At 40.6% G+C, this 24,968-nt stretch carries 21 protein-coding genes; all 21 read right to left on the bottom strand.

What is annotated here, in order from left to right; all coding sequences use genetic code 11:
- Positions 1-43: 43 nt before the first annotated feature.
- Positions 44-1,183 carry a DUF4421 domain-containing protein gene (locus LO761_RS03380; RefSeq protein ID WP_407951539.1) on the bottom strand — a complete coding sequence of 380 codons (1,140 nt, stop codon included), beginning with the start codon at positions 1,181-1,183 and terminating at the stop codon, positions 44-46.
- A 61-nt stretch (positions 1,184-1,244) separates the two neighbouring features.
- The gene (locus LO761_RS03375; protein WP_272816919.1) at positions 1,245-2,234 is read right to left on the bottom strand and encodes a Gfo/Idh/MocA family protein; all 990 of its coding nucleotides are present in this window, start codon (positions 2,232-2,234) and stop codon (positions 1,245-1,247) included.
- 72 nt (positions 2,235-2,306) lie between these two features.
- Positions 2,307-3,167, bottom strand: a complete 861-nt coding sequence (locus LO761_RS03370; protein WP_272816918.1) for a transporter substrate-binding domain-containing protein — start codon at positions 3,165-3,167, stop codon at positions 2,307-2,309.
- A 17-nt stretch (positions 3,168-3,184) separates the two neighbouring features.
- Positions 3,185-5,314, bottom strand: coding sequence for a putative porin (locus LO761_RS03365; protein WP_272816917.1), 2,130 nt, complete (start codon positions 5,312-5,314; stop codon positions 3,185-3,187).
- Between the two features lie 414 nt (positions 5,315-5,728).
- Positions 5,729-6,274, bottom strand: coding sequence for a 2-oxoacid:acceptor oxidoreductase family protein (locus tag LO761_RS03360; RefSeq protein ID WP_272816916.1), 546 nt, complete (start codon positions 6,272-6,274; stop codon positions 5,729-5,731).
- 37 nt (positions 6,275-6,311) lie between these two features.
- The gene (locus LO761_RS03355; protein WP_272816915.1) at positions 6,312-7,088 is read right to left on the bottom strand and encodes a thiamine pyrophosphate-dependent enzyme; all 777 of its coding nucleotides are present in this window, start codon (positions 7,086-7,088) and stop codon (positions 6,312-6,314) included.
- A 9-nt stretch (positions 7,089-7,097) separates the two neighbouring features.
- Entirely contained in the window at positions 7,098-7,262 is a 165-nt protein-coding gene (locus tag LO761_RS03350) for a hypothetical protein (protein ID WP_272816914.1), read from the bottom strand.
- 9 nt (positions 7,263-7,271) lie between these two features.
- Entirely contained in the window at positions 7,272-8,357 is a 1,086-nt protein-coding gene (locus LO761_RS03345; protein ID WP_272816913.1) for a 3-methyl-2-oxobutanoate dehydrogenase subunit VorB, read from the bottom strand.
- A 10-nt stretch (positions 8,358-8,367) separates the two neighbouring features.
- Positions 8,368-8,598, bottom strand: a complete 231-nt coding sequence (locus LO761_RS03340; RefSeq protein ID WP_272816912.1) for a 4Fe-4S dicluster domain-containing protein — start codon at positions 8,596-8,598, stop codon at positions 8,368-8,370.
- 10 nt (positions 8,599-8,608) lie between these two features.
- On the bottom strand, positions 8,609-8,884 hold the full coding sequence (locus tag LO761_RS03335) for a tetratricopeptide repeat protein (RefSeq protein ID WP_272816911.1): 276 nt from the start codon (positions 8,882-8,884) through the stop codon (positions 8,609-8,611).
- Between the two features lie 19 nt (positions 8,885-8,903).
- Positions 8,904-10,055: a DUF4468 domain-containing protein gene (locus LO761_RS03330; RefSeq protein WP_272816910.1), complete on the bottom strand. Its 1,152-nt coding sequence runs from the start codon at positions 10,053-10,055 to the stop codon at positions 8,904-8,906.
- Between the two features lie 138 nt (positions 10,056-10,193).
- A complete protein-coding gene (rpiB, locus tag LO761_RS03325) occupies positions 10,194-10,643 on the bottom strand; it encodes a ribose 5-phosphate isomerase B (RefSeq protein ID WP_272816909.1) in 450 nt (149 codons plus the stop codon).
- Complete coding sequence (locus LO761_RS03320) at positions 10,640-12,658, bottom strand: transketolase family protein (RefSeq protein ID WP_272816908.1); 2,019 nt, start codon at positions 12,656-12,658, stop codon at positions 10,640-10,642. The genes rpiB and LO761_RS03320 overlap by 4 nt, the downstream gene beginning before the upstream one ends.
- 566 nt (positions 12,659-13,224) lie before the next feature.
- Positions 13,225-14,823: a xylulokinase gene (locus LO761_RS03315; RefSeq protein WP_272816907.1), complete on the bottom strand. Its 1,599-nt coding sequence runs from the start codon at positions 14,821-14,823 to the stop codon at positions 13,225-13,227.
- Between the two features lies 1 nt (position 14,824).
- Positions 14,825-16,339: an L-arabinose isomerase gene (gene araA / locus LO761_RS03310; protein WP_272816906.1), complete on the bottom strand. Its 1,515-nt coding sequence runs from the start codon at positions 16,337-16,339 to the stop codon at positions 14,825-14,827.
- 30 nt (positions 16,340-16,369) lie between these two features.
- A complete protein-coding gene (locus LO761_RS03305; protein ID WP_272816905.1) occupies positions 16,370-17,062 on the bottom strand; it encodes an L-ribulose-5-phosphate 4-epimerase in 693 nt (230 codons plus the stop codon).
- Positions 17,063-17,064: 2 nt separating this feature from the next.
- Complete coding sequence (locus tag LO761_RS03300; RefSeq protein ID WP_272816904.1) at positions 17,065-17,742, bottom strand: NUDIX hydrolase; 678 nt, start codon at positions 17,740-17,742, stop codon at positions 17,065-17,067.
- A gap of 3 nt (positions 17,743-17,745) precedes the next feature.
- A complete protein-coding gene (locus tag LO761_RS03295; protein ID WP_272816903.1) occupies positions 17,746-19,428 on the bottom strand; it encodes a sodium:solute symporter in 1,683 nt (560 codons plus the stop codon).
- Positions 19,429-19,453: 25 nt separating this feature from the next.
- Positions 19,454-20,599, bottom strand: coding sequence for an aldose epimerase family protein (locus LO761_RS03290; RefSeq protein WP_272816902.1), 1,146 nt, complete (start codon positions 20,597-20,599; stop codon positions 19,454-19,456).
- Positions 20,600-21,097: 498 nt separating this feature from the next.
- Positions 21,098-22,654, bottom strand: a complete 1,557-nt coding sequence (locus LO761_RS03285) for a sulfatase family protein (protein WP_272816901.1) — start codon at positions 22,652-22,654, stop codon at positions 21,098-21,100.
- A 19-nt stretch (positions 22,655-22,673) separates the two neighbouring features.
- Entirely contained in the window at positions 22,674-24,668 is a 1,995-nt protein-coding gene (locus tag LO761_RS03280; protein ID WP_272816900.1) for a beta-galactosidase, read from the bottom strand.
- Between the last annotated feature and the right edge of the window lie 300 nt (positions 24,669-24,968).

The following is a 24,968-nucleotide window of genomic DNA, read 5'->3' as shown; positions in this document are numbered from 1 at the left end:
CATTGATGTTTTTTAGGAGGATGGCCTTTGTGGTCATCCTTATTTATTTCTTTTTCCAGAAATTGAATCCGGCATAAATACGGGCTGTGATATAGTTATTTGTAACCGAGAAGCTTTCGCGTTTATAATTATATGAATGGAAGAGAACCGAACCTCCTATGAAGTATTTGCTATTGTTCCAAACAATTCCGGTACGACCTATTAAGTCAAGATTAACTTCCTTAAGCCATTTGAATTTTAATATATTCTGTGGAACTCCATTTTCTTCATTACTATATGTTTTCGCTTTTTTATAAGCGATGGCCGGAGATAGAGAAAGATTCACTACACAATTCTTGGCGAATACCCAATTATATCCGTAGCCTATGTTGATACTATAATTTGAATACTTTTCCTCGTTAATCATCATGGCATTGTTCAGTTGTCCCAATATGGACATAGGCAGTTGAGTGTAGTCGAATGTATAATGGTTCTGTGTATATGAAAAGCCGGCCATCAAAGATCCTGCGCTTTTTCGTTGATTAGTTGATTGACTGTATACGGCAGGGTAGGAGAATTTTTTATAGTTAAAAATCCAGTATGCGTTTAATCCTTTCACATTACACTCCAATCCGTTGAAATTTCCCAAATAACTTTTCTCATTTTCTGTCAGTTCAAATCCGCTTGTCGAACGAATTTTAAAGTTACTACCGGTTTTTCGCCAATATAAGTCCACTCCAAAACGAGAGCTATAAATACTCAGTTCAAACTCTTTTTTATTTTTGGTATCTTTCTTATTTTTGCCAAACACATCATTTAAATCGAATGTATAGCCGAGAAATATCCATCGCCAGCCGAAATAAATTCCTAACTTTCTGTCTGGGTTAGGAGCAAATACGATGTTTTGTCTGCTCTCATTAGTTGTTCCACCAATGATACAGTTCTCGTACCAGAAACTACGTTCTAACATAAATGCCAAATTATATTTGTTTGGAGAAATATAAGTGGTGTCAATGGCATTTATTTCTTTTATTTCTTTTTTAATCTTTCGTCGTGTATGACGCCAAGTTCGAGTTACTTCTTTTGTTAAATTGTAGTCTTTCTTTGCGGTATTGCCTTGTTTTATAAAATGTCGGGGGGTAGCGACAGTATCGATTGACGTATTGGGAATACTATCCCTTACATTTTGAGCATTTGAATTCAAAATGCAAAATAGTAGTAATATGAAAAGTAATCTAATGCGTCGGAGGGTAATCATTGATAGATTAGATTTTACTTAAGATACGATCCATAACCCAATTGGTAGGAGTTGCGCTGATATTATCGCATGTGCAGATTGCTTTGCCTTGCAGATGTTCTACAACGTTCTTGATCAATGGCAATTGGACATGTGGTGGATTTGACGGGCAGAATTCTTCCTTTCCTCTTTCTGTATGGAGCTCAATCGGATCGTAAGTATAAACCGAGAAACTAAGCATACCTTTATCTCCGATAATTTCTATTCTATCTTCTTTTGCTGATTCATGTGCCACAAAGCACCAGGAACCGGACCCCGGTAGACCGGATTCGAATTTGAAGCAAGCACTTACTGTATCTTCAGCATTATATAATCTTCCACGATTGCTCTTATATCCTTCAGCTTCAAGAATGCAGCCGAACATATCTTGCAATAAATCTAACTGATGTGGCGCTAAGTCATAAAAATATCCACCACCGGCTATATCCGGTTGAACACGCCAAGGCAGATTGGTACTATTATAATCCAAATCTCTTGGAGGTTGGGCAAATCGGATTTGTATATTGATGACATTTCCTATTTCTCCGTCCTCAATGATTTTTCTTACTTTTTGAAAATAAGGAAGATAACGACGGTAATAAGCTATAAAGCAAGGAATTCCTGTCTCTTTTGAAATTCTGTTGATACGGCTGCAATCCTCATAACTGGCAGCCATAGGCTTTTCTATGTAAACTGCTTTACCGGCTTTCATGGCCATGATAGCAAACGTAGCATGCGAAGATGGCGGAGTAGCAATATAGATAGCATTCACCTCTTCATCGTCAATTAACTCTAACGGGTCGGAGTACCAACGAGGAATGTTATGCCGTTTTGCGTATGATTCTGCTTTTTCTTTGTCGCGGCTCATAACAGCTATAACGCGTGATCCGTCAATCATAGAAAATGCAGGGCCACTCTTTTTTTCTGTGACCACACCGCAACCAATAAATCCCCAATTTACAGTCTTCAATGGTTCCATAGTTATCCTTATAAGTGATTTTACCTTATTCTGATGGGCAAAGATAGCAAGAATCGCAAACTTTATGAAGTTCTATTGCAAGTATTTTTCTTGAAGCTTCTTAAAGTCAGGTGTTTTAAGAAATTTGTCAAGCCAAACATTCAGTGTGTCGAGTAAGGAAAAGGCCGTTTTATTTACTCCCCATGAGCAGAATTGGGAAAAACTGATATCTATACTGACGTCCAGATTCGGGAAGTCTTTCAATGAGGCTTTCGCTATATTTGCATCGCATACGGCATAGTCAATGTCTCCGTTTGAAACTAAAGCTAACAATTGCTCGGGTCCATATTTTTCTATCTCTTTTACTTTTATGCTATCACCGATTTCATTGCTTAAGTTATGAATTCGCACAATGACAGGACTCCCTTTTGCGACGTAAATGGTCTTTTCTGCCAAGTTCAGATGATTTTTTATAAAGGTGGTATCGTCCTCATTCTTTGCTTTACGTTGTACCAGAACTTGGCGACTGACCTGTATAGGATGGGTAAATAAGAGTGAATCTTGTAAATCAGTCGTGATTGTCGTGCTATTTGCCAAAATGTCAAAGCGTCCTTCCACAACACCTCTTAAACGTTCTTCAAAACTCATTATCGGAGTAACTTCTAATTTTAATCCTTTGCTCTTTGCAAAAGTCTGCAGAAGGGCATAATGGAATCCATCGACGGAATCGGCGTCAACGTGGAAACTGATGGAATTATATTCCGTAACGGCTCTGAGAATCCCTGACTTGACTATTGCGGCATAGTCTCGAGGTTTATATTTATGCCTGCTTCCTATGATATCGTTATATAGATTGCCAATAAGGACTCCGGCAAAAATGGCAAATCCTACCCATAAGCTTTTTTTAAATCTTTTATATTTGAGTCCGCGTTGAGGTTTTGCAGGTTCGTTCATGACGAATAAATTTTGATTTAGTCAAAGAAATTCCAAGAGAGTCCGATCTTAAATATTTTCGGATTAATAGGGTAATGTGGCGCTAAGAAATAGTTTGAACTGCCGGACCCTTGGTTAATATGTGAGTACATTACGAAGAATCGGGTACGTTTTAAGTGTATATTGAAATAGGCATTTATAATGGGGTATCCGCCAATGGATACGGCATTATCCTGATTCTGTAAATAGTATTGCCCAATAGCTACTGCATAATCCGGAGCGTTATATTTGGTAAAATAACGGACATCGGCTCCAAGTTCGTATTTCAACACTTTCTTTGCCAATGTGCCTTGCAAATATACATTACCATATAAGTTTAACTCAGGAAGAGGGAGAATATTCTGCTCACTCGATTTCTGGTAGGTAACTTCTGCGTCAAGGTGTAATAATCCTAAATGAAAGTTTTGCTGAATCTGCGCAGTTAATATTTGTATATTACCATTATGTTGCTTAATCGCGGCATTATTCAAATAACTTGATTTGTTATCCGGATTAACAATACCGGTATTGGCTAAATAGGTATAGTTCTTTATATTCTCAACTCCTGCCCGTAACGTAGTGCCAAGCTTATCGAATGAAAGTTTTCCTTCGATATGTGTACGTGTCTCTTTACTTAAATCCTCATTATCCCACCAATAGTGCTTGGAATGAAAATGCCGGAAATAGAAGATAGGTTTCTTGTTCTTCATGAATCCCATTAAATCTAAACGCACAGTATCGCCAAACAAACGGACATTTAAATCGGCTGTACCTTCTAATGTTAAATCTCCTGAGTTCTCACCCGCGATATTGAATTCTCCTAAGGCCGAGTAATGTATAGTTTTGCCTTCACGCTTTGCCAACTGTCCTCCTATTGAAATGTTATTCTCTTTATAGCGTGTATGCTGACGCAGATCATGGATAAAAATACTGTCGGGCAGATGATAACTCCGCATCTGGTGCGAGATAAACGCGGTAAGTCCCGCTTGGGCCCATTTGTTGAATCCTTCGCGAAGTTCAATGGCGAACGTATTCTTGATAGAGATGTAGCGTGTATTATCGATGGAATCATTTGCTAAATACATGTTTTCCCAGTACTTTTCGTTCTGCGATGTATTATAGGAATAATATTTTCGCTTATTCGTATCATATTGTACGGTATGAACGAAACTGGTTACGGGAACAAATTCACGGATAATTCGGATGGAATCGGTATGAATAGTGTCGGTATGCAACAACAATCTTAAACTATCCGCTTTTATCGTGTCGGCATGTTCCCGATGCAAGCCCAGACTATAGCGATGTGTCAGAAAAATATGCTTTCCCGAGTTATGATTCCATATTTGTTGTAGCTTGACAGGTATGTCGTACGATCTGTATTGGCGCTTTCCTTCAGCCATATCCAGTGGGTTAGTGATATAACGGTCGTCGGAGATGCCACCATTTTCCGACATCTTGTAGTTGTTACGATTTATAAGTAAGTGCATTTCATACTTTCCAAACCTGTAGGAAGAGAAGAGTCCTCCGTTAAACAGCGCGGTCGACTGGTCGGTGTAATGCCCCCTGCCGTATATATAATCAGCATAAAATCCGAAACTTAATCGTTTGTTCGCGTTGATGGCAAAATATGATTTGAATCGTTCTTCTCCGTTCTGGCTATCAAACTCTTTGTAATAAGAAATATTGGTAAAGGGAGACTTTGTATTGGTAAAAATCATGTCTTGCGGGCGGACAAAGATGATATCATACGGGTCGGTAAAATACTCTTCACTATAATTTCTTCTATCGAAAAATATCCTGTTTAAGCGTGGTGATCCAAGGTTCCCCAAGTGATTATATTGTCCTTTCATACCATCGTTCATGTTCGTATTCTGAAACATGTGTTCAATGGTGTCGACCGGAATTTCCGTCACGTCACCGAATCGTTCGTCTATTTTCCATTGCTGAACGCCGACAGGAATTGTACTTGCGTCTGTTACAGCAGCCGTATCAATAGGAGTACCATTGCGGTCGCGGTTACCAAGCGACTGCCCGCTTGAAGAAAAGCCGCCTCCGGTATTCAGCTGTGCCATCACATTCATTTGGCAACACAGAAAACTGATAATGAGACAAAAGAAAATCCTTTTCATAATTTGTTTGCAAAGATAAATCAAATCACAGTTACAAACAAAAAATTGTCATTTTATACACATATTTTATGTTCCGGCAACGTGTGTTATTTGTTTTTTATTTGAAGATTTAATTTATTTATAAAATCAATTAGGTGTACCACGCTCGTGATACATGTGTACTACCTGCGTGAGACATGTGCGCCACGTGCGTGGTTCACGTGCACCACCTGCGTGAGACACATGCATTTCCATCGAGACACACTTAGTTGTTATTATAAAGCAGATAGATTAACTTATAAAATGATTAATTTTCTTAGATGGATACTTAAATCCGATAGGATAGGCTAATAATACGAAGCAATAGAATAGATAATAAAAAACAGAGTCGAAGCGCAAAAGAATGTTTCGACTCTGTTTAATACCGGTAAATATTTACTCAGCTTTTTTTATGATATCCATACCAATACGGATAGCACTCTCATTTTCCGGAATTAAGTCGTAGTGTCTTTCCGGTAGTGTCTTATGCAAACCTTTAATGACACTTTCGATAGCCACGATAGGACGGACTTTCAGCAAACCGCCAAGGATAATCATATTAAATGTCTTGGCAAGTCCTCGCTCGTTGGCCTCATCCATGGCATCAATGCGGTAAACGGTGATGTCTTTTCTTGTTGGCGGATTCATTATTCCGTAACCATCGTAGATTAGAATGCCTCCCGGCTTCACTTTGCTTTCAAATTTCTCGAGTGAAGGCTGATTCAGAATGACGGCTGTATCGTATCGACTTAATATAGGTGAAGAGATTCGTTCATCGCTGATGATAACCGTCACATTTGCCGTACCACCACGCTGTTCCGGACCGTATGCAGGCATCCATGTTACTTCCTTTCCTTCCATTAGACCTGAATAGGCTAAAATTTTGCCCATGGATAATACCCCTTGACCGCCGAATCCTGCTATAATTATTTCTTGTTTCATTTCTTTTCGATTAATCGTTTATCAATCTGTATAATCATTAACGTTTAACTCCGTCCGTATTTTTCAAATCACCCAACGGATAGAACGGAATCATGTTCTCTTCCATCCATTCGTTTGCCTTATTCGGACTCATCTTCCAGCCTGAGTTACAGGTTGATACGATTTCCACCAGACTTGCTCCTTTCCCTTCCATTGAGTTATCGAATGCCTTGCGGATAGCAGCTTTTGCCTTGCGGATATGAGCAACAGAATCGACAGCTTGGCGGGTTACATAGCAAGTTCCGTCCAGTTGAGCTGCAATATCTGCGATTTTCAAAGGGAATCCATGAATCTTAGGGTCACGGCCATAAGGACAAGTCGCTGTCTTCATTCCAACCAATGTGGTAGGAGCCATTTGACCACCTGTCATTCCGTAGATTGCATTGTTAATGAATATGATGGCGATATTTTCTCCTCTGTTCAGCGTATGAATTGTTTCGCATGTACCGATGCAGGCTAAGTCACCATCTCCTTGATAGGTAAAGACGAGTCTGTCCGGCCAGAGTCTTTTTATGGCAGTTGCTACTGCAGGTGCCCTGCCATGAGCGGCTTCCTGCCAGTCGATGTCAAGATAATTATACGCGAAGACAGCACAACCGACCGGAGAGATGGCGACAGTTTTGTCTGCCATTCCTATTTCCTCTACGATTTCCGCTATCAATTTATGAACTACGCCATGACTACAGCCCGGACAGTAGTGCATGGAGTTGTCGTTCATAAGGTCGGGTTTCTTATAAACTAAATTCTCGGGCTTAATTATTTCTTCTTTTGTCATAATCTTTTTTTATAACATGAATCGCATGAAGAATTCTATCAGTTTGACAACGATAGCTATTGCGCATACTATGATAAATGTGGAGAATCCTGCTGTGAAATAGAGGATGATGGCTACGACTGCCAATGCTAAGAATAGCATGTTTAGAATGTTTCTTATTTTGTCCGTATTCATACGATTCAATTATTTGATGATTTTTTCTTTTAAAGCAGCAATTACTTCTTCCGGATTAGGAACGATACCGCCTAATCTGCCGAAGTGTTCAACAGGAACGTTACATTCTACTGCAAGTTTTACATCTTCAATCATTTGACCGGCATTAAGCTCAACAGTCAAGATGCCTTTGACTTGTTTAGCGCGCTCTTTGATAGCTTTGCTTGGGAACGGCCATAAAGTCTTCGGGCGGAAGAGTCCCACCTTAATACCTTCTTCACGTGCTTCCTCCATGGCTTTTAAAGCGATACGAGCACACGATCCGAAAGCAACAATCAGGTATTCAGCGTCTTCACAGAGAATCTCCTCATAGCGGACTTCTTTTTCTTCAATTTCTTTGTATTTTGTCTGAATATGAATGTTTCTTTTCTCCATGGCTGCCGGATCTAATTCCAGAGAAGTGATGATATTTGGTTTCCTGTCTTTTCTTCTTCCGTTTGCAGCCCAAGGACAACGAGCGATGACTTGTTCGTCTGTTAAGCGAGGTCTTGGCTTTGGCAAAACAACTTTCTCCATCATCTGACCAATGACTCCGTCTGCTAAGATAATTGCCGGATTACGATATTTGAAAGCTAAGTCGAAAGCCAGTCCAACAAAGTCGGCCATCTCTTGAACGGATGCCGGAGCTAAAGTAATCAGACGGTAGTCACCATGACCACCACCTTTTGTTGCTTGGAAATAGTCTGATTGACTTGGTTGAATCGTCCCTAAACCAGGGCCGCCACGCATAACGTTCACAATAAGTGCCGGGAGTTCAGCACCGGCGAGATAAGAGATACCTTCCTGCTTTAAACTAATGCCGGGACTTGATGAAGATGTCATACACATTTTTCCACTGGCGGCACCTCCGTAAACCATATTAATAGCAGCTAACTCACTCTCAGCTTGAATAACTACCATTCCTGTGGTTTCCCACGGCTTTAGTTCGGCAAGTGTTTCCAAGACTTCAGATTGAGGGGTGATAGGATAGCCGAAATAAGCATCCACACCGAAGTTAATGGCTGCTCGGGCAATAGCTTCGTTCCCCTTCATTAATACTACATCTTCTTCTGCCATATTAAAATTTTTATTGTTCTTTTACTCTATATACGCTGATGCAACCATCCGGACAAACAATAGCACACGAAGTACAGCCGGTACAGGTGTCATCTTTTATCTGTTGTGCAAAAACGTATCCTTTTTTATTTACCTGCTTAGTAGTAAGTGCGATGATTTGCAACGGGCAAGCAACTACGCAAAGTCCACAGCCTTTACACCGTTCCGTATTCACTACAATTGCACCTTTTATTTTTCCCATAAGTCAGTTATTATTGATTATACATGTCCTTATTATAAAAGTTCAGAATGTCCATCAACATCGTATGTGCTTGAACCGCCGGACTATTCGAGTTCAGATTGATGGCTTCCAGGTAATTGTTCAAAGCTAACTGCCAATTACCTTGTTTGCGATAAAGATTTCCGAGAAGATAATAAGCTTCATCACTTTGAGGGCTGCTACAGATATATTCTTTTAGCTTAGTGGTAGCGGTGTCTAATTCATTGTCTTGAATTAAAGCCTTAATTTCTTTGAGCTTTTCATTCATGTCACTATGGTCTCCCCTTTTACTCAACTTCACCGACATACATATTATATGTACTTTCCGGCTTGGCTTTTGAATTGATCTTCATTGCTTCCGAACCTTTCGTAGACTGTTGCGTCAGTTTTTTACATTTAATAGTCTGAACAGGCTGATTTTGCCCATTCTTGTAGAAACGAATCTCGTATGAATCATTGTTTGTGAACATCATATTGGCCATTGTCTTTTGTGTGTCCACCAAAATAAACAAAACCTTCTTTCCGAACATTTCGCCAAATCCGCCCCAAGACTCTTCACTTAAAGTGAGTTCATCGCCTTCGGAAGCAACAGTGATGCGGGAAGCATCTTTAATTTCTTTTTCAATTGTAGCTGTATTATCTCTTGTGATTGTAGTTTCATCTTTCAGCGTGTTTACAGCTTCTTTTATATTCGATTGTTTAACTTCTCTAATCGGGTTATGTTTTGGTGGAGTAACCACAGATTCATTGTTTTGCTGATCGGTTACGTTTTGAGTCATAGTGACTTGTTGCGCTGGTTGCTGAGTTTCAACTTGTTTTTGCTGAGCCTGAGCGTTTTTCTGATCACGACTGATTAAGTATTCTCCGACTGCATTCTGAGCACTCTTGAAAATTTCATCTTTTAAATCAATGGTTTTCCTACGGAACTTACCACAGATAGGTTGAAGTTTCGTATTTTTCTTATTTACGGCTGTCTTATCATCAATCCACGTTTCAGCATCATATTTCAGTCCGCCGTTGCGGTTCTCATCATATAAATAATGTATACGCATCATATCCATGTTGACTTTTCCATCAACGCAGTTTATGATAAGATGATACATGACGCGAGTACGGTCGAGAGACATAAATGAAGAGGTAAATACTATATATTGTTCTCCATATCCTACAATTTGTCCCTCGTCAGCATTTTGAAGAATAACGCGTGGGGCTAATTTCCCATTATCATTTGGGTCAGGTTTAAAATAATTGTTTGCCCAGTTTAATATAATATTGTAAAGTTCGGCTTTCGTTAATGTTGGCGCGTTGATTGTCGAGCTGAATACTACTTTTCCGTTTGTCATTGGAACGGCTCCTCTTAAATATTTACTGTCATCTTGGGCGAAAACCACGTTCAAACTCATAATCATACAGTATATGATAAGTAAGGCCTTTTTCATCTTTTTGATAAATCTTTTTGTTATTTCTTTAGCAAATATAGTCAATAAAAAAAAGAGAAACTATAAAGCTCCTCTTTTTTTGCTTTTATTACTTATCTTTTAATTAAATCTAATCAAAATGTTGTTGTTTTTTAGAGACTATTTTATTTCAACAGGTATCAATGGTATTTTCTTGATACGACGAAGATGTCGTCCACCATCGAATTCTGTTGAGAAAAATTCTTCAAGAACAGGAACGGCCTCTTCTCTTGTCATGAATCTTCCGGGAAGAATCAAAACATTTGCGTTATTGTGTTGACGAGCCAGATGAGCAATCTCCGGTTTCCAGCATATTGCTCCGCGGATGCTCTGATGTTTATTGACTGTCATACCAATTCCTTCACCTGAACCGCAAATAGCAACAGCTAAATCACATTGGCCTGACTCAACTCCGAACGCAACTAAATGTCCGTAGTCAGGATAGTCACAACTGTCGGTGCTATGTGTACCGAAATCAATGGTGTTATATCCTTTGTCTTTCAGCCATGATTTGACAAACTCTTTTAGTTCAAAGCCTGCATGATCGGATGCTAATCCAATTGTTTTCATTTGAGCATATCTTTTACTTGGTTGTAAACATTCTCGGCAGTGAAGCCTAATTTCTCATCGAGTACTTTATAAGGGGCACTGAATCCGAAAGACTCTAATCCGAATACTTTTCCATTGGCACCAACCAATCCTTCAAGTGTGACAGGCAAACCGGCAGTCAGACCGAATATCTTTGCATTCTTTGGAAGAATACTCTCTTGATATTCTTTTGGCTGTGATCGAAACAGCCCCTCGGACGGAGCCGATACGATGCGTACCTTTATTCCGTCTTTTCGAAGGAGTATGGCACCTGCTTCCAATGTAGCCACTTCCGAACCGGAAGCTACCATGATAACATCCGGGTTATTTTCTGAACCTTTGACTATATAAGCTCCTTTGGCAGCCTGAGAATAGTCGTTGCCTTCGGGTAACATTTCAATTGTTTGGCGAGAGAGGATTAAGGCGGTAGGAGAGGCGGTGTTTTCCATTGCCAATTTCCATGCGACTGTTGTCTCTTCAGCATCAGCCGGACGAAGAACAAGGAAAGAATTCTTTCCATGATGATTTTTCAATTTCTCCATCAGGCGAATCTGAGCTTCTTGCTCAACAGGCTCATGAGTAGGACCATCTTCACCGACACGGAATGCGTCGTGTGTCCAGATGAATTTGATAGGTGTCTCCATTAAACCTGCTAAACGTACAGCCGGCTTCATATAATCTGAAAATACAAAGAATGTTCCGCAAGTCGCAATGACTCCGCCGTGGAGCATCATTCCGATGCAGCAGCAAGCCATTGACAATTCTGAAACTCCGGCTTGGAAGAATGCCCCGCTGAAGTCTCCGTTTTTGAACGAGTGAGTCTTTTTCAAGAAACCATCGGTCTTATCTGAATTGGACAGGTCGGCAGACGCGCAGATCATATTTGGAACTTGTTCAGCCAATAAGCCAAGTACTGTAGCAGATGCGTTACGGGTAGCAACTCCCGGTTTCTGTACAATGGATTTCCAATCTACTTTCGGAGCTTTTCCCGAGAACCACTCGGCTTGTTGAACTGCCATGTCAGGATTCGACGCAGCCCATTCAGCTTCTTCTTTATGTCGTTCGGCAACTATGCTTCTTAACTTAACTTTTCTGTCTTCATAGAGTTTCTTTACATCATCGAATACAACGAACGGATTCTCCGGATTGCCACCTAAATGTTTAATGGTATTAATATATGCGCCGTTGCCTAAGGGCGAACCATGAGTTTTACAAGTGCGTTCGTATGAGGAACCGTCTTCTTTCAGAGCACCTTTGCCCATAATGCATTTGCCTATGATGATAGTAGGACGTTTTGTCTCGGCTTTTGCCTGCTTCAAGGCTTCTCGAATCTGTTCGCAATCATTACCGTCAATCTGAATCACGTTCCAGTTCCAAGCACGATACTTCATGGCTGTGTCTTCAGCGTCAACATCTTTTGTATCAGTAGAGAGTTGAACATCATTGGAATCATAGAACATAATCAGGTTATCTAAACCTAATGTTCCGGCAATTCTTCCGGAGCCTTGAGAAATCTCCTCTTGGATACCACCGTCGGAGATGTAGGCGTAAATAGTTTCTTTGGTAAATGTAGGATTCCCTGTGCGAGCAGCAAGAAATTTAGCAGCCATAGCCGCTCCGACAGCAAAACAGTGTCCCTGTCCCAACGGACCGGATGTGTTTTCTATGCCACGCGTCACGTTAAGTTCGGGATGTCCCGGAGTAGGTGAACCCCACTGCCTGAACTGTTGTAATTCTTCTATGGTAAACTTACCTGTCAGAGCAAGTGTGGAATAAAGCATAGGAGACATGTGCCCGGGATCAAGAAAGAAACGGTCGCGTCCTTCCCAATCAGGTTTGTCTGGATCATATTCTAAGAACTCAGTAAATAGCACATTGATAAAATCGGCACCACCCATTGCGCCGCCCGGATGACCGGAATTAGCTTTCTCAACCATGGAAGCAGCTAAGATACGAATATTATCAGCCGCGTGATTCATTAAATTCTTGTTGTTCATGATGAATAAGTTTAAAGTAGTACAAAGGTAGTTAATTCTTTTACATAAAGTATGTTTTATGCAGGGAATATTTTATTTCAGTCTGACTGAAGGATTGGAGCTTGGTGGGCATATCTTTTGCGAGTAATGAGCTTCTTTACCCTTAAAACGGGCATAGAACATGGTAGCAGTAAGATGTTTCCTTTATGCTTGTCAGGGATAAATTTAAGGATATGAAGTGAAAGGCGTATCTTTTTAGTAAGAGATTTCCGTTTTTTCGGATGAAGATGATGAATGGTAAAATGAATATTATCTTGTGATGCTGATGTCCCGTTGAAGTGATGCGTATGAATGGAGAAAATGATGCGTATCATTTGCTCAACTCATACGTATGAGTTGTTCAACTCATGCGTATCATTTGATTGACTTATACGTATGACTTTTCAGAGTGTTGTATATCATCCGTTTCGTTGATGTGGATTAAGCTTTGAACTTATTTTATTCCTTTCAAATGGTATAGTCAGAAAAAGAGGCCGCAACTCAATGCAACCTCTTTTTATCTATAAGTGATATGTAAGGTATAACGTTTATTTCTTGAATTCTACGGCAGCCTGTTCTATCTTCAGCCCTGTCTTATAACTCTTGATATATTTGTTGAAACCTTTCACATCTTCAGGATCCGGTTTTACTTCTACGCCTTTGTCTCCCGCAAATACATTCTGATCCAGAAAATCTGCCAACGACTGATCTTTTTTCTTATTGATTAAATAAGAGCCGAGCAACGCAATACCCCAAGCCCCGCCTTCTCCCGCTGTTTCCATAACAGAAATAGGAGAGTTGATGGCTGCGGCCAAGATACGTTGACCGACACCTTTTGTTTTAAACAGTCCGCCATGACCGGTGACGCGGTCTACCTTGACACCTTCTTTATTGAACAGGATATCGTTACCTATCTTCAATACGCCAACCGATCCATACAGATGCGCACGCATAAAATTGGGTAAGTTGAACTTGTCGTTAGCCGAACGAATAAACAGAGGACGACCGTTGGTGAAACCGGTTACCGGCTCACCTGATATATAGTTGTATGATATCAGGCCTCCACAGTCGGCATCCCCTTTTAGAGCCTGATTGAACAGTCTATCGTATATTTCGCTTATATCAACTTTTACTCCGAGCAATTCTTGATATTCCTTGAACAGACCTACCCAAGCATTGATGTCGGAAGTGCAGTTATTACAATGAACCATCGCGACCGGACTGCCGTCGGGAGTAGTTACCATATCAATTACCTTATAAGGTTTCGATAAGTCTTTTTCCAATACTATCATTGAGAAAGAGGATGTTCCGGCAGAGACGTTGCCTGTACGTTGTTTAACGGCATTGGTCGCAACCATACCTGTACCTGCGTCACCTTCCGGCGGACAAAGCGGAACTCCGGCTTTTAAATGTCCGGAAGTATCCAACTTCTTTGCGCCTTCTTCTGTCAGTCTACCAGCGTCCTCTCCTGCAAGCACTACTTTCGGAAGGATATCAAGTAGTTTCCATGAATATCCTTTCGGAGCAATTAATTCATCAAACTTCTTTACCATCTCTGCTGAATAGTCTTTTGTAATCGGATTGATAGGAAGCATACCGGATGCATCGCCAATACCTAAGACTTTTTCACCGGTCAGCTGCCAATGAACATAGCCGGCCAACGTAGTTAGATAGTCGATATCTTTTACATGCTCTTCTTTGTTCAGTATAGCTTGATAAAGATGTGAGATACTCCAGCGCAGCGGAATATTGAATGCAAACAATTTCGAAAGCTTTTCAGCAGCCTTGCCGGTATTCGTATTTCTCCATGTGCGGAATGGAACAAGAATCTTTTCTTTGCTGTTGAACGGCATGTAGCCATGCATCATGGCACTGATTCCAATTGCCGCGAGCGATTCTATTTCTACTTTATATTTCTTTTTGACATCATCGCGCAAATCGGCGTAGCATTCCTGTAAACCTTTCCAAACAGCTTCGATGCTGTATGTCCACAATCCGTTGACAAGTTTGTTTTCCCATTCATAACTGCCTTGCGCGATAGGTCTGTTTCCTTGGTCAATCAGGACAGCTTTAATTCGGGTAGAACCAAACTCGATACCCAGAACAGCTTTTCCTTTTTCAATGGTCTTTATTGCGTCTGCTGTCATACTAATTCAATGCTTTGTTTAACATGTAATAAACCTCATTCATGCGAAGCTCTTTCTTAAACTTGCTGATGGTAGTATCCTTATTAATATAAAGCATTTCTATTCCGGCAATCTCAGCGTAGTCTTCCCAGTACTCAGATGTTAAGTCGTAAGAGAAGCAAGAGTGATGTGTTCCTCCTGCAAGAATCCATGCTCCGGCTCCTACTTCAAAGTTGGGACGTGGAATCCATAGAGCAGACGCAACCGGCAGTTTTGGCAGCGGTTTTGGCTTGATACAGTCCACATCACTTACAATCAGGCGGAATCGATTACCAAGATCGACTACGGTAGCTGCTACGCCGGCACCCGTCTTTGATGTAAATACCAATCGGGCAGTATCGCTATCAATGCCAATGCTTAAACGATGTACTTCCAACTTAGGCTTCTTCTCGGCGGCAATCAAAGGACAGATCTCTAACATGTGAGCTTCAAGAATAGCACTCTTATCGCCATCGAAGTTTAATGTATAGTCTTCTAAGAACGAACAGCCTTTGCCCAAGCCTTGGCTCATGAACCAAACGGTGCGATATAATGCGGCCGACTTCCAATCACCTTCTGCGCCGAACCCGTAACCTTCTTGCATCAAACGTTGAGACGCCAGACCCGGAATCTGATCGAATTCACCAAGATCATTAAAGTTAGTAGTGAAACCTTTGGCACCTGTATCTTTCAATACTTTGCGGATAGCTATCTCTGCTTTCGCGGAATTCCATATTTTTTTATATGCGACAGTACGCTTGTTTTCTAATTTAGCGTCATGATCGTATAAATTGAAGTATTCGGCAACGAGTGTTTCTACTTCTGCTTCTTTGACTGCATTATAATATTTCATAACATCGTTGATTGGGTAATAATCAACATGATAGCCAAGACGTTGTTCTGCTTCAACTTTATCACCATCGGTTACGGCAACATTGTTCATCTGATCTCCAAAACGAATAATCAGCATATCTTGAGCATCAGCCCATGCAGCAGCTACACGCATCCAGACGGCAATCTGTTTTTGAGTCTTTTCTTCTTGCCAGTAGCCGACAACCAGTTTATGACGGTAGCGCATACGGGAAAGAATATGTCCGAACTCGCGGTCGCCATGAGCAGACTGGTTCAGGTTCATAAAATCCATATCCATAGTATTCCAAGGAATTTCTTTATTGAACTGAGTATGCAGGTGGAGCAAAGGTTTCTTTAGTTGCTGTAAACCGTGAATCCACATCTTAGCAGGAGAGAACGTATGCATCCAAGTAATAATGCCAATACATTTATCATCATTATTAGCTGCTTTGAATATTGTTTCAACTTCTTTAGAAGAGTTGGCTGTTCCTTTATATACTACTTTGACAGGAAGATTATCCGAGGCATTCAAACCGTCAACCATTTTTGTTGAATGTCCGTCAACAGCAATGACAGCGTCACCTCCGTACAGAAGTTGTGCTCCTGTTACAAACCATACTTCATAATTAGAGAATGCTTTTTTCATGATATAAATATTTTAATGTGACTAATCAGTTTATTTCTTTTTCTGTCCGTAATAAGCGTTTGGGCCGTGTTTACGACTGAAATGTTTTTCTATCAGATACGGGCTCATGGTGAGATTCGGATTAATGGCAAACGAAATACTTGCCATTTTTGCTACCTGTTCCAACACAACAGCATGATAAACAGCCTCATCGGCATCTTTTCCCCATGAGAAAGGTCCGTGGTTCTTTACCAATACGCCGGGGGTATGAATTGGATTGATCTTTTCAAAACGCTTGACAATTACGTTACCTGTTTCCGTTTCGTATGATCCTTTTACTTCCTCTTCAGTCATATCGGCAGTACACGGAATGGCATCATGGAAATAGTCTGCATGTGTCGTTCCGATATTAGGAATGTCTATTCCTGCCTGAGCCCAGGCCGTAGCATAAGTAGAATGTGTATGGACAATTCCTCCAATATCGGGAAATGCTTTATAAAGTACTACATGAGTAGGAGTGTCGGAAGAAGGACGTAAATCACCTTCCACCACTTTGCCGTTTAAGTCGACTACCACCATATCATTTGGCTTCATGATATCGTATGATACACCACTCGGTTTGATGACGACCAAATTCGATTTGCGGTCGATGCCCGAAACATTTCCCCATGTAAACAATACAAGTCCGTGTTTGACAAGGTCTATATTAGCTTTATATACTTTCTCTTTTAATGTTTCTAACATAATTATATTTTGAATTTAGGATCCTTCGAATATGCGTTATTGTTGAACTTCCACAGGTACGGATGACGGGTATTAGAACTCTTGTCCTTAATGTCTGTTCGCTCTATAAAGTTCATTTCGGCAATGCGCTTCCTAAAGTTCCGTTTGTCAATAGCTTCTCCGTAGATTGCTTCATACAGGCTCTGTAGTTGAGGAAGCGTAAAGAGTGGTGGCAGCAAGTTGAATCCTATTGGACTGGCCGATGCTTTTTTACGCATTTGGTTGAGTGCCATCAGTACCATTTTCGGATGGTCGAATATCAGTTCAGGAATGGCATCCGTACTGATCCAATACGCATTGTGCTTCTTCACCAGATTCTTGTTATAATCGTTGACATTGATCAGTGCATAATAAGCGACAGATATTACCCGTTCTCCCGGATCACGATGTACGTCACCGAAGGTTCCAACCTGTTCCATATATACATTTCTCAGTCCTGTCAATTCTTTCAGTACGCGTTTTGCCGCGTCGTCTACACTTTCATTGTCTCGAACAAATCCACCCATCAGCGACCATTGTCCTAATGACGGCTCAAAGTTTCGTTTCAATAGGAGGAGCTTGAGCTCCCCCTTATCGAAACCGAATATGATACAGTCTACAGAGACATAAAACTTTGTATTCTTGATGTAATAGTCTGTCATAGTTTACCAGAAGTACCAGTAGAATGCAACAGTAATAGCTATGATAATTACAGAATGAATAACATCCCAATGATTCCAACTTGCTCGTGAAGCTGCTTTCTGCTCAGGGGTAGCTGTACCGAATACCAACCCTTGAATCTTTTCAGCGCTTGGAGCTTCTGTACAAAGGCTGATAATGATAACGGTCAATAAGCAAACAATCAGCATACAACCGCTGAAGAACAGCCAATTGAAGTCATAGAATACAGCTTTGAACCAAGTTTGAGCAGCATCAGTTACAATGCTATAGTATACTTTTGCTCCTAATCGGATAATTGCGATTACGAGACCTGTGACTAATCCCCACTGACCAGCTTTGGCAGATGTTCTCTTCCAGCAGATACCTAATAAGAAGACTGACGCAATGCCCGGAGCTAAAAGAGATTGAACATCTTGCAGGTAGTTATAAAGGACATTACCTATGCTTCGCATGATAGGAATCCAAAGAATACCGAGGACAACAACTACAACAGTCGCTATTTGACCGATACGAACCAGATTCTTTTCAGAAGTATTTGGCTTTAATCGTTTATAGAAGTCGATAGTGAACAGCATGGACGAAGAATTGAACAAAGAAGCTAAAGAACTCATCAAGGCAGCGAGAATACCGCATACCACCAAACCTTTCAGTCCGGCAGGTAATAGCTTGGATACTAATGTTGGGAATGCTGCATCCGATAGCACATTGCCGGCATTGTCCAAAGGTAAGAACGCGCCGCCTGTTTTGACGTTAATGGCATAGGCAATCATACCCGGAATTAAGAAAATGAATACCGGTAATAATTTCAGATAAGCTCCAAAGATAGTACCACGGCGGGCTTCTTTTTCATTCTTTCCGGAGAGTACGCGCTGAACAATGTATTGATCGGTACACCAATACCAGAATCCAATAACGGCAGATGTGATTAACGCGCCCAGCCATGGGTATTGCGGATCTCGATTATCACGGATAAGGTCGGTCATCTTGTCTCCGTAATCATTGATGGTTACGGCACTACAAGTAGACATGAACTCATCCCAACCGCCAACTGCTTTCAGTCCTAATACGAGTATGATGATAGATCCTAAAAGCAGAATAGGAGTTTGTAAAATGGAAGTATAAAGAACCGACTTCATACCGCCTACAATGGTATAAATTGCAGTGATTAAAACTAAACCTATGGCCGCTATCCAAAAGAAATCTATTCCCCATAGCTCTTTAATACCAAAAACTTGTTGGAATACCAGACCTCCGGCATATACAGTAACAGCTACTTTCGTCAGTACATAACTGATAAGTGAGATTCCGGAAAGGATGGTACGCGATTGCGGATTATACCTTTTCTCAAGGAATTCGGGCATGGTATATACCATACTTCGCATATAGAATGGGACAAATACCCAGCCAAGAATAAGAATCATCCATCCTTGGATTTCCCAATGAGCCATAGCCATACCACTTGAAGCTCCTGTTCCGGCTAAACCTATCAAGTGCTCAGAACCAATATTGGAAGCAAAGATAGAAGCACCGATGGCAATCCATGTTGCGTCACGTCCTCCTAAGAAATAATCTGCGGAGTTATCATTTTTCTGGCGCATAACCCAGATAACGATACTTATGAGAATCACGCAGAATACACCAATAACTAACCAGTCTAAAGATTGCATATTATTAGCTTTTATGGTAGAACAATTATTTTTCTACACCAAATTTAAAGATACAATGGCTGTGATATTTCTGTCCCGGTTCTAGATAGGCTGTTGGCCACTGTGGTTTGTTTGGAGTATCGGGATAATGCTGTGTTTCCAGACAAACAGCTGCACGTTGAGGATATACGGTGCCACGTTTGCCTGTAACTGTACCATCGAGGAAGTTGCCTGTATATACCTGAATACCCGGTTCGTTTGTATAAACTGTCAAAGAAATGCCGGTTACGGGGCTAACTAATTTAGCGGCAGGTTTAGTATCATCACCTTTTGTTGTAAGAACGAAGTTATGATCAATGCCACGACCGAATTTAATCTGTTCGTTGTCGGAAGCATTTATTCTGTCGGTCAGAGGGGTAGCGGTACGGAAATCGAAAGGAGTACCTTCAACAGCCATCATATCACCTGTAGTCATGAACGTGCTGTCGACGGGGGTAATGCTGTCTGCAGCGACATAAAGAATACCATCCATAGTAGCCGCGCTTGGATTGGCATTAAGATTGAAATAAGAATGGTTGGTCATGTTGATGACTGTCTTTTTATCGGTAGTGGCGTTATAATCAATGTCAATACCATTGTCTTCTGTTAATTTGTAAGTTACATTGACTGTAACGTTACCCGGGAAATTCATATCGCCATCGGGAGATACCATGGCAAGTTGTAACGTTGTCGAGTCGGGCTGAGTAGCATCGTAAACAGCATATTGCCATCCTTGAGGACCACCATGTAAGCAGTGTCCGTAATTGTTTGTAGGCAATTGAATAGTATCGCCGTCAATGGTAATCTTACCCAATGCGATACGGTTGGCATAACGGCCTATGATTGCGCCGAAGTCGCTTGGAACGTTCTGATAATCCGCAATGCTGTCAAAGCCAAGAACAACATCTTTGAAGTCACCGTTTTTGTCGGGAACCATAATTGAAACAATACGACCGCCGAAGTTAGTAATGCAAACTTCCATACCGGCTTTGTTTTTCAATGTGTAAAGATGAACTTGTTTTGTTCCGTCAATGGTGGTCTCAAATTTAGCAGGATTTAATCCTGACATAGTCAGTGCTTCTTTTTTTTGTTGTGGAGCACAAGCAGTAAGCATGGTTAACGCTAAGCCTGCAGCGAATAATGTCTTTTTCATAAAGCGTTTTATATAAATTAAAATAGACTCTTTTTTATAGGATGACGCAAAAGTAATGCTTATTTTAATTTGTTGACTTTGAACATGATATGTTGTTCAACATACAAGTGTATATTTTACACTTTTGAGCTCTTGCTAAACAGAAGCTGGGTGTTTATAATGTGAATTCGATGAGTTAAAACGATGCTCGTGGTATATTGCTGTATCTTTTTAGATGGATATAAGGCTTTAGGAAAAACTGATCATGGACAACAATTGCATTGATATATACGAACGAAAAAAGTGATGCGGATGAATTGCCTAACTCATCCGCATCAGTTGAGTAACTCATCCGCATGAACCGAGCAACTCATCCGCATCAGTTGAACAGTTCATACGTATCACTTTGTATAATCTCTTTATGACCAATTGAATTGTATCTGATAGAATGGTAAAAACACCGTTTAAACATGCTGTAAGAGCGTTTTTATCTTTCCCGTTGTTTTTAGTCCTTTTATGTCAGAGCTTATAGCCGGAAGCCATTTCTTTCTCTAAAACAGCTTTTAGCTCTTTTACTTTCTCTGGATATTTGTCGGCTACATTATGTTTTTCGCCTATATCCTCTTTTAAGTTATACAGTTGGTCTTTCGGATCGTTCCCTAATTCCGTATTCGTTAATTTGTTGTATGCCGGTCCTTTGCTGGGGACGATGTAATGCCATTCTCCATCGTTAATAGAAAGAATCCAAGGCGAAGCTTCAATGACATAATTACGTCCTTTTTTATCTTTCCCTAACAACGCCTCAAGGTTATTCTGACTATCGGGAGCCGCGCCATCTTTAATCTTTTGTCCAACTAAATTTGCCAAGGAAGCATACAGGTCGATATGTGAGAAGAGTGCCGGGGATTCCCCTGCGTCTACTTTTCCCTGCCAACAGACGATGAATGGAACTCTTGTCCCTGCCTCGTAACTACTGTATTTTCCGCCTCGCATATCTCCCCATGGATGATGATTTCCTAACAGTTCTACAGCACGGTCTTGATAGCCATCATCAACGACAGGCCCGTTATCGCTGGTTAAGATGACCAACGTATTTTCCAATAAGCCATCTTTTGTTAACTCACTCATAATTTGACCAACAGTCCAGTCGAACTGAAGGATGACATCTCCTCTATATCCCATTCCGCTTTTGTCGCGGAAGTTCGCGTTCGGATAGCGTGGGACATGCACATCGTTAGTCCCGACATAAAGAAAGAATGTGGTATCTTTTTTGTTTCGGATAAAATCGACGGCTTTGGCTGTTAAGGTATCCGCGATATGTTCATCTTCCCAAAGCGCTTTTCCGCCGCCTTTCATATAGCCAATTCGGGAGATGCCATTGACAATAGCTTGGTTATGCCCATGATTAGGTGAAGGTTTCAGTTTTGTTAATAGTTCGGGATGATTTCTGCCTAAAGGCTCGTCGGGAAAAGAGTCTTTATAACTCACGTATATAGGAGCAGAAGAATCATAGTTGGCAACCTTTTGATTATCCATCCATACACAAGGAACACGATCGCCGGTAGCTGCCATTAAATAAGAATAATCAAAACCTATGTCTCGAGGTCCCGGAGAAACTTCTTTATTCCAGTCTTGTGAACCTGTTTCATTACCTAAACCGAGGTGCCATTTACCAATTGCGCCCGTAGTGTAACCTGCTTCTTTAAACATATCGGCAATGGTGATTTGTTCGGGCCGGATAATCATTCCCGCGTCACCGGGAGCAATGCCTGTGTCATTCCTTCGCCAACTGTATTGCCCTGTAAAGAGCGAATAGCGTGAAGGAGTACTTGTTGAGGCTACTGCATGCGCGTCAGTAAACCGCATTCCATGACGAGCAAGCGAATCTACATTGGGAGTTTGAATTTGAGTCGCGCCATAGCAACTTAAATCACCATAACCTAAATCATCTGCTACAATGAAGATAATATTCGGATGTTTGGGCAGAGGAGCCTCAACTTTCTTTTGATTCTGCTGAGCGCAACCTGTCAAAGCCGCTATTCCGAATCCAAATTCGCATAATTGTTTAAAATGCATATAAGTAGAGTTTAATATATTAATAATGTATGGCAGGAGTTTCCGGTAAATCTACTCTGTAAGGTGGAACTCTTTTTGAGGCTACTTCATAAATGCGCTCGTTAGTTTCTGTCATTCCATTTACTAATTCTTCATAAGGAATATTGGCAGTGGTAACGATGCCGATGTTATAATTCTCTCCATCAAACCTACCCGTATAAGGTTGGTCTATCCATTGGAAGTAGTGCATGCCAACCAATTCCGGACGCGAGAATCCATCTTCCATATAATTCCGGTATGCGATTGCACGTTCTTTTTGATTCATAACTCCGGTAATTCCGGTGGCAGGTAAAGCACAGTCAACTGCGCCATGATGGAATTCTCCGATCATGACAGGTTTTCCACTTCTTTCAGATATTTCTGCTGTTTGTGGGGGGAACATTCCATATCCGTTTATAGAGAATACATCGAAACGTTCACCTGCTTTATAAAGCAGATCGGAACTAATCCAAGCGTATCGCATTCCTAAATTTAAATGATTCTTATCTACTTTCGCAACTTCATCACAAGGAATATCAACGTATTTCTTGACCATGATTTCAGAGAATTCATTAAAGTCATTCTTAGCAATGTCAGAAGGATAGTCTTTAAATGTTTTATCTTTTAATTCGGCAGGGCTTGAAAGATTCAGTTTCCATGCCTCATTGATAGCTTTAATATCTTTATATTTGTTTTCCAACCAGTGGATAAATTCCTTTTTTGATTCAGAGACTTGAGTTGTCGCAAACATTTCGTACGCTAAATTATGATAGCCAAAAGCCCAGTTGGGCTCATTGCGTAAGAAATAACCTATAAGATATGGATCATCTTTATAGTTGTTCAATTGTTGAGCAAACTTTTCGGCGTTTTTTTGATATTCATCCGAGAAGACATCAGGGAAGTCGCGATAAACAGCTACTTTTGTTGAGGGGAAATCAGATAGAGGCAAAACGTAAGGAATATGACTGCTCTTAGCGAAGTTGATATCCGACCAGTTGCCAATGGTATTAAATCGGGTCTTTTTCAATAAATTGATTGTAAAGTTTTCCCATTTCGTTCTCCAATCCTTTCCGTAAATACGGATTAGATTAGTCACGTAAAAGTCAACTGTTTTATGGTCTTTCCATTGCGAGATAACATTCTTGAATTGTTCTTCATCTTCGTTTGGCAACCATTCAAACAAATCTTCTATTCCGGCATAAGGACCGGTTGCGTTAGTTCCGACGCAATCAATTCCGGCACTGAGAAAAGCGTAACCTTCCGGATCGACAAGCCACCAACGAGTGCCATCGTATTGTGTACGGAAGAAACCGGTTGCTTGGAATTTCTTCTCTTTCCATCCTCCATACTTGCTCCATTTCGAAGGGTATTCTGTTCCTTCTAATGATTTAGAGATAGTTTCGCTTCGGTTTATTAAATCTTTTTCGTCTTTCAACTTGCCCCCCCATGACTTATCTATTCTTTGCCCTAATTTATCGATGATAGGTTCGTTAGCTTCATAAGGCTCAGGTTGTTCTTCACTTAATGAAATGGATGCTATCTCGAATGCAGTTCGGTAATTTGTTTTATCATTTGGTCCAAAGCGAATAACCACTTTAGAAATGTCGGCAGGATCTAATCTGTTTCCTGTTACTGTAGCTTTCAGTTGGCGAGGGAATCGTTCGAGGAATATATTTTGCGCGTCTAAATAGGAAAGGGGGAAAATAACTTTAGTCTTTAGCTTTGGCAAGACGCCTATTAAACAAGAAATCCAAGGTGATTCTGCTTCGGTTCCTGAAATTTGTCCGCCTTGAACAATTTGTTTTTCTGATTTGCTGTTCGATTGATAAAACTCCAAATTAATGACTCCACTGTAGTCGGCTTTATTATAAACTTCGAAAGAGAAATATTTCGTGTTCCAATCCTCTTTGTCTCCTTTCTTCCAAACAGTAATTCCTTTATTTCCATCGTCGGGAGTTATCAGAAGAACTGTCTTATTGAAGATATCGCTTTTCACAAGCGTCGAACCTTCGTTTAGTTCTTTTGAAATCTTCTTGAGGTTAAAAGATTGAGTGTTTTCTTGCTTCCGGTTACAAGAGAAAGAAAAAAAGGAGATGAACCCAATTAGTAGAAAAAGAATAATTTTTTTCATGGTGATAAATGATATTGAACAGGTCAAAACTACTAAATGTATAATCCGCAAAACGAAATGTTCCAAAAAAGCAAAACGAAACGTATCTATTTAACTTTTGTTTAGAAACAGAAAACACACCATAACTATTTGATAACCAAAAAGATACACATAAAAAGGTTTACA

It is taken from the genome of Phocaeicola oris, assembly GCF_021295095.1.
In the GTDB taxonomy this organism is placed as follows: domain Bacteria; phylum Bacteroidota; class Bacteroidia; order Bacteroidales; family Bacteroidaceae; genus Phocaeicola; species Phocaeicola oris.
This window is presented reverse-complemented; position numbering and strand designations above follow the sequence as displayed.